Consider the following 16,057-nt stretch of genomic DNA (forward strand, 5'->3'; position numbering starts at 1 on the left):
ATGAAGAAGAACGGTCCCGAAGCCAAGCTGCTTGTCGTCGATGACGAACCGAACATCCGCGAGTTGCTCTCCACGTCCCTGCGCTTCGCTGGTTTCGAAGTCGTCTCGGCCGGCAGCGGACGCGAGGCACTGGCTGCTGCTGAGTTGCACTCCCCCGATCTGGCGGTGCTGGACGTCATGCTGCCGGACATGGACGGCTTCACCGTTACCCGCCGCCTGCGCGCCGCCGGCAAGCACTTCCCGGTCCTGTTCCTCACGGCCAAGGACGACACCGAGGACAAAGTCACCGGCTTGACCGTGGGCGGGGACGATTACGTCACCAAACCGTTCAGCCTCGACGAGGTGGTGGCCCGCATCCGCGCCGTACTCCGGCGCACGCAACCCCAGGTCGACGACGACGCCGTGATCCGGGTCGATGACCTTCAGCTCGACGACGACGCCCACGAGGTCCGGCGCGGCGGGACCGTGATCGAGCTTTCGCCCACGGAATTCAAGCTCCTGCGCTATCTCATGCTCAATCCGAACCGGGTCCTGTCCAAGGCCCAGATCCTCGACCATGTATGGGAGTACGACTTCAACGGCGACGCCTCGATCGTGGAGTCCTACATCTCCTACCTGCGCCGCAAAGTGGATATCGATCCCGATGCCCCGGCACTGATCCAGACCAAGCGCGGCGTCGGCTACGTTCTGCGGACTGCCGAGAAGCGCTGACCTTGCTGTACCGCTGGAAATCGGCGTCGCTGCGCTCGCAGCTCGTGGCCATCATGATGGCGCTCATGCTGGTGGCCCTCACGGCTACCGGGGCGGGCACGCTGACGCTGCTGCACAGCTTCCTGCAGGGCCAGGTGGATGACAAGCTCCGGGCCGCCGTCGAATCCGCGCGCCAGCAGCAGTCCTTCAGCCAGCTGCAGGAGACCAACTCCACCGTTCCCACCGACTACTCGCTGATGCTCTTCAGCCCCGGTCTTCCGCCCTACACCTTCGGCGGCGACAAGGAATCCCACCCCGCGCTCAGCACCTTTTCTTCGGTCGAGGCCCGGGAACGCCAGCAGATGCCCTTCCAGGTCCGCGGATCCGAGGGCGGCAACTGGCGGGTGGTGGCCGTCAGCGTGGTGGACAACAACAACCGTGGCGCCGTCGTGGTGATCGGGCTGCCGCTGGACCCCGTGGATTCGGTGATGGAACACGCTGCCCTGGTGGTGGTGGGTGTGGGCCTGCTGACGCTCGTGCTGGCGTTCTTCATTGCCACCTGGACTGTTTCGCGGTCCTTCCGGCCGCTGGCCCGGGTAGAGAAGACTGCCGCCGCGATCGCCGCGGGAGACTTGTCCCAGCGTGTGGAAGTGGAGAACCCGGGCACGGAGGTGGGCCGGCTTGGGAGCTCACTCAATGCCATGCTCGCGCACATTGAGACGGCCTTCGCCGCCAGGATGGCGTCCGAGGCGCGGATGCGGCGCTTCGCCGCCGACGCCTCGCACGAACTACGCACCCCGCTGGTGACCATCCGCGGGTTCTCCGAGCTGTACCGGCACGGGGCGTTGTCCACTCCGGAAGACGTGGCCACGGCAATGGGGCGGATCGAAAGCGAAGCCAAACGCATGGGAGCCATGGTCGAAGACCTGCTGCTGCTGGCCAGGATCGACGAACAGCGGCCGTTGCAGCAGAAACCCGCAGACCTGCTGCTGCTGGCCAACGACGCCGTGGTGGACACCCAGGCGAGCGACCGCAGCCGCACCATCACCCTCACCGGGGTTGACGGCGCAGCCCCTGCCGCCGCCCCGGTGCTGGGCGACGAAGCCAAACTGCGCCAAGTGGTCAGCAACCTGGTCGGTAATGCCCTGCGCTACACGCCGGAGGGCACCCCTGTCGAAATTGGCGTCGGGGTCCGGACCGCACCGGACGGAACACGACAGTCCGTGATCGAGGTCCGGGACCACGGACCGGGGGTTCCGGATGACGAGGCGGCCCGGATTTTCGAGCGCTTCTACCGCGCCGACACCTCCCGGACCCGGGAGACCGGCGGCAGCGGACTTGGCCTGGCGATCGTGGCCGCCATCGTCGGCTCGCATTCCGGGTCCGTGCGGGTCGGGAAGACCGACGGCGGTGGTGCCACGCTAGTGGTCAGCATCCCGCTCCTGGACGAAGAGGCCACGGAACGGTCCACAGCGGACTTATCCACATAGGGGCCGACGGCGGTGTCCGGCCGGCGCGCCGCCCGCCTACGCTCGAGGTGTCCGGAAGATCCGGATGAGGCAGCCGCTCCCCCGCCAGCTCTCACCGAAAATGTCAGCGCAATACGTCACCGCAGACACGCTGACGGTCACCGTGCTCCGCCGGGCCGCGGCCGCCTCCCGAGCATTCGAGAGGCCTTTCCATGAGCATCATCTCCGTCGATACGGAACTCCTCCAGCTGAAGTCCGCCAACGTGCAGGCCACGGTGGAGAGGATCAGCGCGGACGTCCACGCCATGAAACGGGGGCTGGACGAGCTCCAGGGCAGCTGGCGGGGCTCCGCGGCGACTAATTTCCAAACCCTCGTGGCCGAGTGGACGCTGACCCAGGGCAGGGTCGAGGCTTCCCTGGCGTCCATCAACCTCGCGCTGAACTCCGCTGCCGCCACCTATGCGCAGGCGGAACAGGGCAATGCGCAGCGCTTCACGTGAGCCGCACGCGCCCTCAGGCCTCGGGTGTGCCCTGGTGGAAGCGGAGGCGCCATTGCGCGCCTTCAAGGACCCACAGGGAGCTGCGCAGGGCCGATCCCTCACGGGTGTGGCTGCGGTAGGTCAGGAGGATGGTCTTCTCACCCAGCCGGTCCGCGCCCAACAATTCCAGCTCCACGGCTCCGCCCGGGTTGTCCTCGAGTGACATCATCATGGCGTCGCGGGTCCAAATCCGGCCGGAGCTGCCGATTTCGGTGAAGTCCGGGTGGAGCAGCACGCCCGTGCGGCCCAGGTCCGCCCGGGTTTCGGGGCGGAGCAGTTCGCGTTCGAGGGACTCGACGACGGCTTCGGCGCTGGCCTCCGCCCGGTCTACGGCACGTTCTTCTTCGAGTTCGCTGAAGAGGTCCGGTTCGTCGTAGGTCCCCGGCACACCAAAGAGTTCCTGCTGGCCGGCTGGCGCCGGGGCTGCCTGCGGCCGGGCCGCGGGGGCGGCGTCCGCAGGGGTGGCGGCGGGCTGGGCGTCGGGCTGCAGGGCGGCGGGCTGCATCTTGTCCTGCTGCATCTTGTCCTGCTGCATCTTGTCCTGCGGTGTCTTGCCCGCTGGCGGTTCGCCCTCCGGGGTGCCGAACCCGGGACCCTGCCGGACGGCCACGCCCTGCTGGTACGCCGTGGCCGCTGCCCGGGCGCGGACGTCCGCCGCCTCGTTGAGCTCGTGCCCCGCGTGGCCCCGCACCCACTCGAAGGTGTACTTGCGGCCCACGAGCGTCTGGTCGATGTCCTTGAGGAGGTCCACGTTCAGCACCGGCTTGCCGTCTGCCTTGCGCCAGCCCTTGCGTTTCCAGCCGGGCATCCACTTGGTCACGGCGTTGATGACGTACTGGCTGTCGCAGAGGATCAGCAGGTCTTCCCCGGGCATGTGCGCCGTTGCCCGGAACAGGTCCAGCACCGCCATCAGTTCGCCCTGGTTGTTCGTGCCGTGGGGCCATCCGCCGGCCCGCCAGCAGTCGTCATTCACGTACCAGGCCCAGCCGGCCGGGCCGGGATTTCCTAAGGCCGAACCGTCGGCCGCTGCTGTAATCGTCACTGACCTATCCTGCCAGAACCCGCCGACACCCACCGACGCTCCCTTGGCCAGGTGCCGCGCTTAACCGGCGACGGCGGCCCCACCCGAAGGTGGGACCGCCGTCGTCGAACAGCCGGTGATGGCTGGCGCGGGTGGTTAGAAACCGCCCATGCCGCCCATGCCGCCCATGTCGTCGCCGCCGCCCATCGGGGTGCCACCCTTCTCGGGCTTGTCGGCTACAACGGCCTCGGTGGTGAGGAACAGGCCGGCGATGGAAGCCGCGTTCTGCAGGGCAGAGCGGGTTACCTTGACCGGGTCGTTGATGCCGGCGGCCAGCAGGTCGACGTACTCGCCGGTGGCGGCGTTGAGGCCGTGGCCTGCGGGCAGGCCGCGGACCTTGTCCACGACGACGCCGGGCTCGAGGCCGGCGTTGAAGGCGATCTGCTTCAGCGGGGCGTCGATGGCAACGCGGACGATGTTCGCTCCCGTTGCTTCGTCACCGGAGAGCTGCAGGTTCGCGAATGCCTTGGCGCCGGCCTGGATCAGGGCAACGCCACCGCCGGCGACGATGCCCTCTTCGACAGCAGCCTTGGCGTTGCGGACGGCGTCCTCAATGCGGTGCTTGCGTTCCTTGAGCTCGACCTCGGTTGCGGCGCCGGCCTTGATGACTGCAACGCCGCCGGCCAGCTTGGCCAGGCGCTCCTGCAGCTTCTCGCGGTCGTAGTCGGAATCGGAGTTCTCGATCTCGGCGCGGATCTGGGACACGCGGCCGGCGATCTGGTCGGCGTCGCCTGCACCCTCGACGATGGTGGTCTCGTCCTTGGTGACAACAACCTTGCGGGCCTTGCCAAGGAGTTCGAGTCCGGCGGTCTCAAGCTTGAGGCCGACTTCCTCGGAGATGACCTGGCCACCGGTGAGGATGGCGATGTCGGCCAGCTGCGCCTTGCGGCGGTCGCCGAAGCCCGGAGCCTTGACGGCGACGGACTTGAAGGTGCCACGGATCTTGTTGACGATCAGGGTGGCCAGGGCCTCGCCCTCGATGTCTTCGGCAATGATCAGCAGCGGCTTGTTGGACTGCATGACCTTTTCCAGGACAGCAACCAGTTCCTTGACGTTGGAGATCTTGGAGTTGACGATCAGGATGTACGGATCCTCAAGGACCGTTTCCTGGCGCTCGGCGTCGGTGACGAAGTAGGCGGAGATGTAGCCCTTGTCGAAGCGCATGCCTTCGGTCAGCTCCAGCTCGAGGCCGAACGTGTTCGACTCCTCGACGGTGATGACGCCTTCCTTGCCGACCTTGTCGAGGGCTTCGGCGATCAGGGCGCCGATCTCGTTGTCGCCGGCGGAGATGGACGCGGTGGCGGCGATCTCTTCCTTGGTCTCGATTTCCTTGGCGGAGGCCAGGAGCTCGATGGTGACCGCGTCAACAGCCTTCTCGATGCCGCGCTTGAGGGACAGCGGGTCAGCGCCGGCCGCGACGTTGCGCAGGCCTTCCTTGACCAGGGCCTGTGCCAGCACGGTTGCCGTGGTGGTGCCGTCGCCTGCGACGTCATCCGTCTTCTTGGCAACTTCCTTGACCAGCTCGGCGCCGATCTTTTCGTAGGGATCGTCCAGCTCGATCTCCTTGGCGATGGAAACACCATCGTTGGTGATCGTGGGGGCGCCCCACTTCTTTTCGAGGACGACGTTGCGTCCCCGCGGGCCGAGGGTGACCTTGACGGCGTCGGCGAGGATGTTCAGGCCCCGCTCAAGACCGCGGCGTGCCTCTTCATCAAATGCAATGATCTTGGCCATAACGGCAGTAGTCCTTTCGGGACAGTCGTTAAGAATGAACCTTCGCTGTGGTGCCCGCGACGGACGATCCCAACCCCGCGGCCTCTGTATGCCGCCGGGTCCGGGATCTCACCCCAGCAAGGTGTTTCTTTAGCTCCTGGACCGGCTGCCCCACTTCGCGGCCGGGCGGACCGGGCGTCGTGTTAGCAGTCAGTGCGCTGGAGTGCTAAATCAATAATTAGCACTCCCCCGGGGAGAGTGCAAGCAGTGGCCGGCCGGAACCGGCCGCCACGCGGGCACAATACGCTACGAGCGATCAGCCGCCGCTGCTGCTCGCGGCTTCCGTGCCGTCCACAGTGGGCAGGTTGTCCTCGCCGTAAGTCGAGACCATGTAGTTCGCTTCGGTGATGTCGCCGTGGGCATCAATTGATCCGTCCGGACTGGCCGTCGTAGTCGGGCCGCTGGCCTGCCCGGAGGACGCCGACGCAGTCCTTGTAGCTCGTGCATGACTTGCTGGGCGGCTGGCTGCCGCCGGCCCCCGTTCCGCCTGCCGCGGGGGTTCCGCCGGAGACCGCGACGAGGGACGCTGCGATGGAGGTCCCGGCGTCGTCCTCTGCTGCGGCGGCGGCGACGGCGACCAGGACGACGGCGTCGTACGTCTCGGCGGCGAACACCATGTCCTTCAGCCCGGGATCAACGGCCACGAGGTCCGCCTGGAAGGCGGCGGAGGGAAACACGCCGGGCAGGATCCCGCGTGCACCCTCGAGCGCCCGGGCGCCCAGGCCAGCGCCGTACTTGCTGACTGCTCCGTCGCTGAGGACCAGCTTCTTGCCGGCGAGGCCGGCGTTGTTCACCTCGGCGATGGCGCCCTGTGCGCCGTCGCGCGAGACCAGGATGACGGCGTCGGGGTTGGCGGCCTTAGCGGCGGCGACAGCCTGCTGCGCCTGGCCGGGGGTGAACTCCGCGTCCGCCACCACTTCCAGTCCGGACTGTTTCGCCGCACCGCCGACGGCGGCGGCGACGTCTTTGCCGTAGTCGCCTTCCTCATGCAGCACCGCCAGGGTCCTGGCGCCTCCGTCTTTGACCAGTTTGGCGAGGACGGAGGCCTGGGCGATGTCGGCGGCCGAGGTGCGGAAATAGTAGCCGCCGCTCTTGTAGTTGCTGAGCGCGGCGGCGGTGTTTGCCGGGGAGATCACGGCTACCTTGGCGTTGGCCAGCACGTCGATGGCGGCCGGGGCACGGCTGGAATCGGTCGGGCCGATCACGACGTCGGCCTTGGCGGCAACCAGCGCTTTCGCCTGGGCGGCGGTGTCCGTGCTGATGGTTTCCGGCAGCAGCTCCACCGGTTTGCCTTTGTGCCCACCGGCAGCGTTGATCTCCTTGACGGCAAGTTTGGCCGCCGCGAGCTCGGAAGCGTTGAGGAAGTTCTGCTTGCCGGTGTTGTCCAGGATCAGGCCGATGCGCAGGGTGCCGTCACCGCTGGCGTCCGCGCTGGTCACGCGGGCGCTGCCCGCGGGGCCCAGGCAGCCCGTCAGGGCCAGGGCCGCTACTGTGCCCGCCGCCAGGGCGCGGCCCAACGGCAAATGTCCTCCGCGGCGCCCGGCCGCGTTCCTTGGGGCGTTCGTGACGGCAGCCAGTACCACTAGGCGGGCCGGACACTTTCGGCCTGCGGGCCCTTTTCGCCCTCGCCGACTTCCAGTTCCACCCGCTGGCCCTCGTCCAGGGCGCGGTAGCCTTCCCCGACGATCGCGGACCAGTGCACGAAGACGTCGTTCTCGGAACCGTCCACGGAGATGAAGCCGTAGCCCTTTTCGGCGTTGAACCATTTGACGGTTCCCAGTGCCATGGTGTCCACACTTTCAGCTAGCTTGCGTGCGGCCCACCTCGATGTGCGCCGCGGACTGCGAAGAGAAATCCGCAGATACTGTACCCACAGCGTCCCCCAGGAACGCCGGCGGCGGGCAGGGCCGCCGCCTAATAGTTATTGAGGCGTAACCGGATTGGCTACTGGTAGCCGGGGCCGAGCACGACTACAAGGGGCATGTTGAACTCGGCAGAGTCCACGAGGGTGTCCACGCCGAGGAGGGCTCCGAGTGCCTCCGCATTGTCCTTCTGCTCGACGCCGCTGTAGAAGATCACCGACGTCTGTTGCGGGACACCGCCCCAGTTGCCTGTCTCGCCCAGGACCCAGCCGTCGGAGGTGACGGTGCCGCCGACGCGGGTGGCGAGGCCGGCGGTGGTGGTCGCGTTGTAGATCGTCACCGGCTGCGTCTTGTCGACAGCGGCGGCTGTGGCGCTCGGCGTAGCTGACGGCGAAGCCGCCGGCGCGGCGGCGTCCGTGCCGGCCGGCTCCGGGCTCGTCGGCGTGGGACCGGGGCTCACGGTGCTCGTGGCGGACGGGCTGCTGCTGGCAGATGCGGACGGGCTGCCACCGGCGGTCACGGCCGCGGCCTGGCCTGCGGAGAAGCCGAGCTTCGGCAGGATTAGGAAGGCCACCAGGCCGATGGCCAGGGCTACGCAGCCGGCCGCCAGGATCGGCGCCAGGCTCCGCCGCCGCGATGCCGCGACGGCCCGGTGGACTCCCTGCCGGGCAGAGGTCTCCGGGACCCGATCAAATTCATCCCGAGCGTATTTGGTCATGGTAAAACGACGTCCTTGCTGATTTCATACGGGGTGCCCGAGGCCGGAACGGACGCAACAGGACGTGCGCATCCGGCTGCTCGTGACGCGACTTTACGAATCTGTTCCCAGACGACGGGCAGTGCGGGCACGTTGGCGTGATGTACGTAGTCTACGCAATCTCTTGACCAGCATGGGATCGTGGGCCAGCGCATCCTCGGTATCGATGAGGGCATTGAGGATCTGGTAGTAGTGCGTGGCGGACAGATCGAACAGCTCACGGATGGCCTGTTCCTTGGCCCCGGCGTACTTCCACCACTGCCGCTCCAAGGACAGCATCTGCTGGTCGCGGGCGCTCAGCGCAGACTCCGCCGACACCCCGTCCGCACCCGCGCCGGCGGTTGGGAAGACAGCAGAATCCCCCGCGAGCACGTGCTCTTGCGCTGTTTCGGCCACGACACACTCCCTGGCTGATTCCAAAAAACCTGGCTGGATCCGGTAAAAAGTCAGTCCCCATGCTACGGCCGAATGACAGGGTTGTCATTCGGGAGGGCGCAGAAACGGGCCGCAGCTGGGGAAGAATGGGTGCTGTGTTTGATGCCGAGTCTGACCCCGCCAGTGAACCCGACGCGCTGTTCGAGCTGGAGCCCGCAGCCGCGGACACCCTCAGCTTCGCGGACCTGGCCCGCCGACCGCTGGACGCGCTGGTTGCTCCGGACTGGGCGGAGCCGCTGGCGCCGGTGGAGGCCCAGTTGCGCGAAGCCCTCGCCTTTGTCGCGGGCGAAGTGGCCGCCGGGCACGGCGTACTGCCCTCGCCGGCAAACCTGCTGCGGGCTTTCCGGCAGCCCCTGGCCGGCGTCCGCGTGCTGGTGGTAGGCCAGGACCCGTATCCGACGCCGGGGCACGCCGTGGGGTTGTCCTTCGCCGTGGACGGCGCCACCCGGCCGATCCCCCGCAGCCTGGCAAACATCTACAAGGAACTTCAGGCCGATCTCGGCTTCCCCCCGCGCGTCCACGGGGACCTCAGCCACTGGGCGGACCAAGGCGTACTGCTGCTCAACAGGGTGCTCAGCGTCCGTGCCGGCGCGGCGGGCTCGCACCGGAACAAGGGCTGGGAGGCTGTGACGGCGGCGGCCATCCGGGCCGTCGCCGGCCGCTCGTCCGTATCCGGTGCGGGCCATGCCCCCCTGGTGGCGATCCTGTGGGGGAAGGATGCCGAGTCCGTGCGGCCGCTGCTGGGGTCCGCCGCCGTGATCGCCAGCGCCCACCCCAGCCCGCTATCGGCCTCGCGCGGCTTCTTCGGGTCCCGGCCCTTCAGCCGGGCCAACGCCCTGCTGCTGGAACAAGGCAACGGGACGGTCGACTGGGAGCTTCCGCCGTTGCCGTAACAGGCCTCCGCGCAAAGCTCCCGCCGGGGGTTCTTGGTTAGGCTTAGCTGCATGACATCCGTCCCCGCAGCCACCACCGCCACCCGGAACTCGCGCCCCCAGACCGATCTGACGGTCCTGCGCAGGGAGCAGCTCTCCCCGCACATGGTCCGGATCATCGCCGGGGGCCCTGGCTTCGCCGGGTTCGTCAACAACGACTATGTGGACCGGTACGTCAAGATCGTCTTTCCGCAACCCGGCGTCGAATACCCGGATCCGCTGGATTTGTGGGCCATCCGGGAAACCATGCCGCGCAGTCAGTGGCCGCACACCCGGACCTACACGGTCCGCTGGGTGGACCCGGCGGCGCAGGAACTGGCCATTGACTTTGTGATCCACGGCGACGAGGGGCTCGCCGGCCCCTGGGCGGCTTCGGCCCAGCCCGGCGATCGACTGACTTTCACCGGCCCCGGCGGCGGGTACAACCCGGATCCGGCCGCGGACTGGTACCTGTTTGCCGGCGATGAATCAGCGTTGCCGGCCATCGGCGCGGCGATCGAATCCCTGCCGGAGGATGCCCGCGGCCTCGCCCTGCTCGAAGTGGACAGCGACGCCGACGTCCAGGCCATCGCCGGGCCGGCCGGCGTCGAGCTGCGCTGGCTGCTGCGCGGCGGCGCCCCCGCCGGTGAGAGCGAACTGCTGGTCACGGCGGTGCGCGACGCCGAGTGGCCCGAGGGCCGCGTGCAGGTCTTTGCCCACGGCGAGCGGGGCTACATGAAGGGCCTCCGGGACGTGTTCTACGTGCAGCGCGGGCTGGAGCGGGCCCAAGTGTCCCTCTCGGGCTACTGGGCCAAGGGCCGGGTGGAGGACGACTTCCAGGCGGAGAAGAAGCTCCCCATCGGCAAGATCTAACGGCGCAAGATCTGACGGCGCAAGATCTAGCAGAGCGAGATTTGGCGCTGCGGAGTTTCCCCACCTTTGCCACCACGACGCCGGGACACGCCGGCGCGGCGGGCAGACACGCCGTCGCGTCCCGGCAAACGTGGGGAAACCCGGCGCCTTAGGGGAGCCTACGGGCATTCCTCGCAAGATCTAGCGGCGGCGGGCCCTGCGCCGTTCGTTGCTCGCCAGGCTCCGCGTCAGGGGCCGCGCCAGGGTGTCGCCGAGCACGATGCCGGCAGCGACACCGAGCACAATGGCCCCGGCGTTAAGCATCCCGCCGGCGCCCATGAGAATCTCCGATTCCTCGATGGTCAATACATACATCGACCGGAATATAGTGAGTCCGGGGAGCAGAATCAGCGCAGCGGGAACGGCCACCACCAGCTGTGGGGCGCCCATCCGGAGGGCCACGACGCGGGCCAGCAGGCCGATCACCACGGCAGCGAGGGCCGGGGCGAAGCGGGATCCGATACCCAGGGCGTCGCCGCCGATGAGGACCAGGTAGCCCACCACCCCTACGGCCGCCGTCGGCAGCAGCAGCTTCCAGCTGGTCTGTTCCGTGATGCCGATCATCAGCACCGCAATGGCGATCAGGATGACGATCACCCACAAGTCATACTTGGGCGGGAATGTTTTGGTGACATCTATGGGATCCATGCCGGTCATGTCCCCCACGACGAAGCCGACGGCGATGCCGGCGACCAGCGCCCCGAAAGTCAGCATGGTGGACAGGAACCGTCCGGCCGCCGTGACGGGGAAGCCGTTGATCGCATCCTGCACCGAGGACACCAAGCGTCCCGTCGGCAGGAGCAGCAGGATCCCGCCGACCACCACGATTTCGGGGGCAATCTGCACTCCCAGCGGGCTGCCGAAGCGCCACAGCAGCAGGGCGATAATGGTCACCAGGAACGAACACGAGGCAGTGATGAAGAAGTCCGGCGTACGCCAGCGGCCCAGCTGGCGGGCCAGCAGGCTGACCAGAAGGTTGGAGAGGAACGCGACGACCGAGGCGCCCAGTCCGCCGCCCAGGACACCGACGAAAACGGCAGAGAACACGCCGAAGGCCACGGTGACCATCCACCGCGGGAACGGCTTGGCGCTGCGGGTGATGTCCTCAAGCCGGCGCACGGCTTCCTCGCGGCCGACGCCGCCGGCCACGATGTCTGTCACCAGCTGGTGCACTTGCGAGAGGCCCGCGTAGTTGTTGGTCCAGGACCGCACCACCCGCAGCAGTGAGATGGGCGTCTGGTCCTTGGGTGCGTAGTTGATGGCCACCGACTGGTTGGTGATGTCCACCTCGATGTTCTTGAGGCCAAGCGCGGCGGTGATGGCGATGATGCTGGTCTCGACTTCGAGGGCGCCGGCCCCGTACCGGAACATGGATTCGGCCAGCTTCAGGGCGAAATCGATGGTCTTGCGGGCTGCGGCATCCACCCCGCCAACCTGAATCATCGGGTTGGCGTAGGGGCTGCCGGCGAGCCGGTCGACGATGCTCATCGGCGCGGTGGGCGGGTTTTCGCCCTGGACCAGGCGGCGCAGCATTCTCTTGGCGGCGGCGTTCTGGCGCACCTGCATGGCCGACATCGGCTGGGTCCGGGGCAGGCCGTCCGTGGGTGGCCTGCGGTGGCCGTCGGTTCCGTTGTTCATTCCGGCCTCCTCACTGTCCTGGCTGACCTTGATTGTCTTTGGCTCGGTTTAGTAAAACTGCTGGCCCGTGCGCCGGGTGTAGACCTGGCGTGCGACGCGCTCCCCCGCCGTCATCCAGGCCTTGTACTTCAGCGGGCTCAGAACCTGGTCATAGCAGCCGACGAAGTCGGTCACGGTCTTGCTGAAGCTGGTCTTGAAGAGCCCCAGCCCATGGAACGGGTTCGACGTGTCCTTGAGCTTGTGGCTCGGCGGCGTGCCGCAGAAGTCGTATTCGGTGCAGCCGAGGTCCTTGACCTGGTTGATCGCGGTCCACTGCACGAGGTGCGAGTCACCGTACTGGCCACGCTTCTGCAGGGAGCCGCCGTCCTTGTACGTTCCCTTGCGGCCGTAGTTGATCACGAACGCGCCCACCGAGGGCACCCCGTTTTCGTACACGAAGAGCAGCCTGCCCTGGTCCCGGGCCAGGAAGTTGGTCCAGAACTGGCGGTAGTACTCGTACTCGCGCACCCGGACCTGGGACTTGGCTTCCACCGTGGTGGTCATCAGGGCATACATGGCCCGGAAGTTCTCTTCCGTGGGCTCGACGTTGTGGACTTCCACGCCCTCGCGGATGGCGCGGCGCACGGCGTTGCGGCCCCGGGAATGCAGGTTGCGCAGCAGCTGGTTTTCCTCGGGCGCAATATCGAGCAGCGCCGTGGAGTCGTTCGGCTGCAGGTTGTGGGTCTTGACCAGGCCGGCGCCCTCAAGGATCCGCGCGGCGTCGTCGGACAAGACAACATCCGGTTCGATCTTGATCGCGAAGACGCCCAGCTTGGCCCTTTTGACGAAGTCCGCGTTGGCCGCGACGATCCCGGGGATGTCCTCGACAGACGCCACGTCGGGTCCCTTGATCAGGTACCAGAGCTTGCCGAGGACCGGAAAGGACTTCTCCAGGACCAGGTTGTAGCTCGTGTAATCGGCCGACTCGTACACCAGGTGCAAGGGCTTCCAGCCAAAGTGCTGTTTGACCTCGGCGAAGGCTTCCGATTGCAGGAGATTGCCGCCGTTGGGGTTCGCGGTGACGTGGGCATCCCAGTTGGCAATCTCTTCGGCAGAGGCAAAACGGGCAGTGAATTCTCGCAAGGGTGCGGTATCCAATCATTGCGGTACGAGCTTCGGCGGCATGCGGACATGCAGCCCCAAGTCTATCGGTCCGCACCCTGCCGCCGGTCCGGGTCAGGCGGTTACGCTGGTCTCATGCAGGCTCAGCAACAACCGCTGGAAGGCCGTCCCGGGGCGCCCGGCGGCCACTCTAAGGGCGCCGGAAGCGGCACGGGCGGCGGCTTCTCCCAGGTGGTCGCGCTGCTGCTGTTCCTCGGCGCGTCTGCGTTCGTTGCGGCCTTGGGCGGCCTGGCCACGGCCAACCACGTCAACGGCTGGTACGCCACCGCGGACAAGGCCCCGTGGTCCCCGCCGAACTGGGTTTTCGGGCCCGTCTGGACGGTCCTGTACGCCGCCATGGCCGTCGCGGCGTGGCTGGTCTGGCGCAGCCGCGCCCCGGGGTCCAAAGCGGCCCTGACAGCCTACGGCGTGCAGTTGGGGCTGAACCTGCTCTGGACGCCGGTCTTCTTCGCCCTGTACCCGGCGCTCGGGACGCCGGCGCTGTGGATCGCGTTCGGGATCATCGTGGCTTTGGCCGTAGCCGTGGCCGTGACGGTGGTGCTCTTCGGACCGATCAGCCGGACGGCAGGACTGCTGATGCTGCCCTACCTGTCGTGGATCGTGTACGCATCCTCGCTGAACCTTTGGGCGGCACTGCACAACTGATATGTAGGTGTTCTTGTCAATAGGGCAAGGGTGAGCGGTCCAGGGCTGGTTTGTCTTGGACCGCTCTTTTCGTATCCGTTCTTCGGCGTCGTCCGGTTGGCTGGCGCGTCATGTTCGACGAGGGAGCGCTGTCTGGCTGATATGCGCGGGTTGGTTACCGCAGGACGAGGTGTTCGGCTGGAGGGGTGCCGCTGGTCTAGGAATGTCGGGCGTCACCGGTGTTAGCCGGTTGTCCATAGTTGTGTCGCGGGTCTCCTCCACGCTGCCGGGCCTTGGGGTCGGGGCCGGGAACGGTACGTCTAGTCATCCGTCCATGGGTGTTCCTTTTGGACGGGGGCTGCCAGGGACCAGCACCAGCCGGCCAGTTCCCGGGCGATGGCGACGTTGGCGATGACCCGGCGTTTGTGACGGGTTTCGAACTGTTCCCACTTGTGGTGCAGCCGGTGGTTTCCCTGGTGGCCGCGGACCCGGGACGCTTCGTCGGCTGCATCCCAGCGGGAGCGCATGTCACGACTGGCATTGTTGTACGGGCGGCGGTGGTGCCAGGCGGCCTCGACCAGCAGACGGCGGGCATGGGTGTTCCCGGTCTTGGTGATCGCGCCCTGGGACCGGGACGCACCCGAGGAATGCTCCGAGGGGACCAGGCCCAGATACGCGCCGATGGTGGAGCCGGTGAAGCGGTTCCAGTCGCCGATCTCCACCGCGAGCCCGAAAGCGGTCAGCACCGAGACACCGCGCAGGCACATCAGGGCCCGCACCACCGGGGCATACGGTTCCGTTGCCGCCATCGCGGTGATCTTCGCATCCAAACGATTTCTGCGGTCCAGCGTCAGTTCCGCCATCTCCAGGCCGGCCTCGTATGCGGCTTGCAGGGCAGGGTCATCGAAATGTTGCCGGTGCAGCCAGGTGTGGTGGGCGTCGGTCCAGGCCTGGCCGCCGGAGTAGACCAGGCCGTGGCGCAGCAGAAGCTTGGAGACCCGGTGCCGTGCTCTCATCAGATCCGCCCGCACGTCCTCGCGGGCACGCACCAGATCCCGGGCGGCCTCCTGGGAAGGGCCCGGGACCCGCACCGGGGTGATTTGCCCGAGCAGGGCCAGCCGGGCGAGATGTTCGGCATCCCGGGCATCGGTTTTCACCCGGTCTCCGGGAGGGCGCTGGAGCTTCGACGGCGCCGCGACCACGCATTCAATCCCTGCCGCATTCAGAAGCCGGGCAAGACCGAATCCGGTGGGTCCTGCTTCATAGACAACCAGGACCGGGCTTGGTAACCGGGCTACCCACTCGGCGATCCCGGCATCGTTGGCGGCCAGGCTCTGGCGCAGAATTTCGCCGGTTTCGTGGTCAATCGCGCAGCCCTTCACGCGGCGCGCATGCACATCCAAACCGATGTAAGTACGCTTATTCATGACTGGAACCTCCAGACGTTCAAATGTGGCTCTACCAGTCCACACCCCGCACCAGAATGCGGAACAGACCGTGGGCCGGCAATCCACGAATCTCTTTGAACCCGGGGTTCCAGTCCTACTTCAGGCAACCACCACACTTCATATTGTCTAGGGCCTGCACAGCTGCAGGCGCTAGTTGTAAGTTGCACAGCCGGAGCCGCCGGCCAGCGCCACGGCAGCCCCTGCCGGCGGCGGTCAGCTTCCTAGCACTCCACGACGTTGACGGCGAGGCCGCCCATTGCGGTTTCCTTGTATTTGGAGGACATGTCCTTGCCGGTCTCGCGCATGGTCACGATGACTTCGTCGAGGGAGACCCGGTGGGTGCCGTCGCCCCAGAGGGCCATTTTGGCGGCGTTGATGGCTTTCGCGGCGGCGATCGCGTTGCGTTCGATGCACGGGACCTGCACGAGCCCGCCGATCGGATCGCAGGTCAGGCCCAGGTTGTGTTCCATCGCGATTTCCGCGGCGTTTTCCACCTGCGCCGGTGTGCCGCCCATGACTTCGGCCAGGCCGGCGGCGGCCATCGAGGACGCGGAGCCCACCTCGCCCTGGCAGCCGACTTCCGCGCCGGAGATGGAGGCCTGCTCCTTGTAGAGCACCCCGATCGCGGCCGCGGTCAGCAGGAACTTGACCACCACGTCGTCCCGGTCGGCCTGGGTGGCCTGGTCCATGCCGGGGACGAAGTGCAGCGCGTAGTAGAGCACGGCCGGGATGATCCCGGCGGCGCCGTTGGTGGGGG

16 protein-coding genes are annotated in these 16,057 nt (G+C 67.2%); 6 read left to right on the top strand and 10 right to left on the bottom strand.

The window, feature by feature from the left end; genetic code table 11:
* From ARTB_RS17230 to ARTB_RS17240, 3 genes are all read left to right on the top strand, one after another.
* Nucleotides 1–711, top strand: a complete 711-nt coding sequence (locus ARTB_RS17230) for a response regulator transcription factor (RefSeq protein ID WP_018775770.1) — start codon at nt 1–3, stop codon at nt 709–711.
* Nucleotides 712–713: 2 nt separating this feature from the next.
* Nucleotides 714–2,180 carry a sensor histidine kinase gene (locus tag ARTB_RS17235; RefSeq protein WP_243181625.1) on the top strand — a complete coding sequence of 489 codons (1,467 nt, stop codon included), beginning with the start codon at nt 714–716 and terminating at the stop codon, nt 2,178–2,180.
* Nucleotides 2,181–2,371: 191 nt separating this feature from the next.
* Nucleotides 2,372–2,659, top strand: coding sequence for a WXG100 family type VII secretion target (locus ARTB_RS17240; protein ID WP_028276951.1), 288 nt, complete (start codon nt 2,372–2,374; stop codon nt 2,657–2,659).
* Nucleotides 2,660–2,672: 13 nt separating this feature from the next.
* Here ARTB_RS17240 and ARTB_RS17245 read toward each other — a convergent pair whose 3' ends face one another.
* From ARTB_RS17245 to ARTB_RS17270, 6 genes are all read right to left on the bottom strand, one after another.
* The gene (locus ARTB_RS17245; protein WP_243181626.1) at nt 2,673–3,740 is read right to left on the bottom strand and encodes a ribonuclease HI family protein; all 1,068 of its coding nucleotides are present in this window, start codon (nt 3,738–3,740) and stop codon (nt 2,673–2,675) included.
* Between the two features lie 135 nt (nt 3,741–3,875).
* Complete coding sequence (gene groL / locus ARTB_RS17250) at nt 3,876–5,513, bottom strand: chaperonin GroEL (protein WP_243181627.1); 1,638 nt, start codon at nt 5,511–5,513, stop codon at nt 3,876–3,878.
* A 401-nt stretch (nt 5,514–5,914) separates the two neighbouring features.
* Nucleotides 5,915–7,069, bottom strand: a complete 1,155-nt coding sequence (locus ARTB_RS17255) for an ABC transporter substrate-binding protein (protein WP_308197251.1) — start codon at nt 7,067–7,069, stop codon at nt 5,915–5,917.
* A 65-nt stretch (nt 7,070–7,134) separates the two neighbouring features.
* The gene (locus tag ARTB_RS17260; RefSeq protein WP_028276955.1) at nt 7,135–7,338 is read right to left on the bottom strand and encodes a cold-shock protein; all 204 of its coding nucleotides are present in this window, start codon (nt 7,336–7,338) and stop codon (nt 7,135–7,137) included.
* Nucleotides 7,339–7,496: 158 nt separating this feature from the next.
* Nucleotides 7,497–8,132, bottom strand: a complete 636-nt coding sequence (locus ARTB_RS17265; RefSeq protein WP_243181628.1) for a LytR C-terminal domain-containing protein — start codon at nt 8,130–8,132, stop codon at nt 7,497–7,499.
* A gap of 93 nt (nt 8,133–8,225) precedes the next feature.
* Nucleotides 8,226–8,489, bottom strand: a complete 264-nt coding sequence (locus tag ARTB_RS17270; RefSeq protein WP_230008022.1) for a DUF3263 domain-containing protein — start codon at nt 8,487–8,489, stop codon at nt 8,226–8,228.
* Between the two features lie 203 nt (nt 8,490–8,692).
* Here ARTB_RS17270 and ARTB_RS17275 point away from each other — a divergent pair, with 203 nt between their 5' ends.
* Nucleotides 8,693–9,499, top strand: a complete 807-nt coding sequence (locus ARTB_RS17275; protein ID WP_243181629.1) for a uracil-DNA glycosylase — start codon at nt 8,693–8,695, stop codon at nt 9,497–9,499.
* A gap of 51 nt (nt 9,500–9,550) precedes the next feature.
* Entirely contained in the window at nt 9,551–10,390 is an 840-nt protein-coding gene (locus ARTB_RS17280) for a siderophore-interacting protein (protein ID WP_028276959.1), read from the top strand.
* Between the two features lie 180 nt (nt 10,391–10,570).
* On the opposite strand, the gene ARTB_RS17285 is transcribed toward ARTB_RS17280, so the two are convergent.
* Both ARTB_RS17285 and ARTB_RS17290 read right to left on the bottom strand, forming a co-directional pair.
* Complete coding sequence (locus ARTB_RS17285) at nt 10,571–12,067, bottom strand: threonine/serine ThrE exporter family protein (RefSeq protein WP_243181630.1); 1,497 nt, start codon at nt 12,065–12,067, stop codon at nt 10,571–10,573.
* A 48-nt stretch (nt 12,068–12,115) separates the two neighbouring features.
* Nucleotides 12,116–13,189, bottom strand: a complete 1,074-nt coding sequence (locus tag ARTB_RS17290) for a lipid II:glycine glycyltransferase FemX (RefSeq protein WP_243181631.1) — start codon at nt 13,187–13,189, stop codon at nt 12,116–12,118.
* 114 nt (nt 13,190–13,303) lie between these two features.
* On the opposite strand from ARTB_RS17290, the gene ARTB_RS17295 reads away from it, so the two are divergent.
* Nucleotides 13,304–13,873, top strand: a complete 570-nt coding sequence (locus tag ARTB_RS17295) for a TspO/MBR family protein (RefSeq protein ID WP_243181632.1) — start codon at nt 13,304–13,306, stop codon at nt 13,871–13,873.
* A gap of 299 nt (nt 13,874–14,172) precedes the next feature.
* On the opposite strand, the gene ARTB_RS17300 is transcribed toward ARTB_RS17295, so the two are convergent.
* Together ARTB_RS17300 and ARTB_RS17305 are read right to left on the bottom strand one after the other, a co-directional pair.
* Nucleotides 14,173–15,279 (bottom strand): IS110 family transposase, encoded by a 1,107-nt coding sequence (locus tag ARTB_RS17300; RefSeq protein ID WP_243181633.1) that lies wholly within the window; start codon nt 15,277–15,279, stop codon nt 14,173–14,175.
* 242 nt (nt 15,280–15,521) lie between these two features.
* Nucleotides 15,522–16,057 (bottom strand): L-serine ammonia-lyase, iron-sulfur-dependent, subunit alpha (locus tag ARTB_RS17305; RefSeq protein WP_243181634.1); only part of this gene is annotated, 536 nt, incomplete at its 5' end.

The sequence above is a fragment of the Arthrobacter humicola genome (assembly GCF_022803015.1).
Classification (GTDB): domain Bacteria; phylum Actinomycetota; class Actinomycetes; order Actinomycetales; family Micrococcaceae; genus Arthrobacter; species Arthrobacter humicola_A.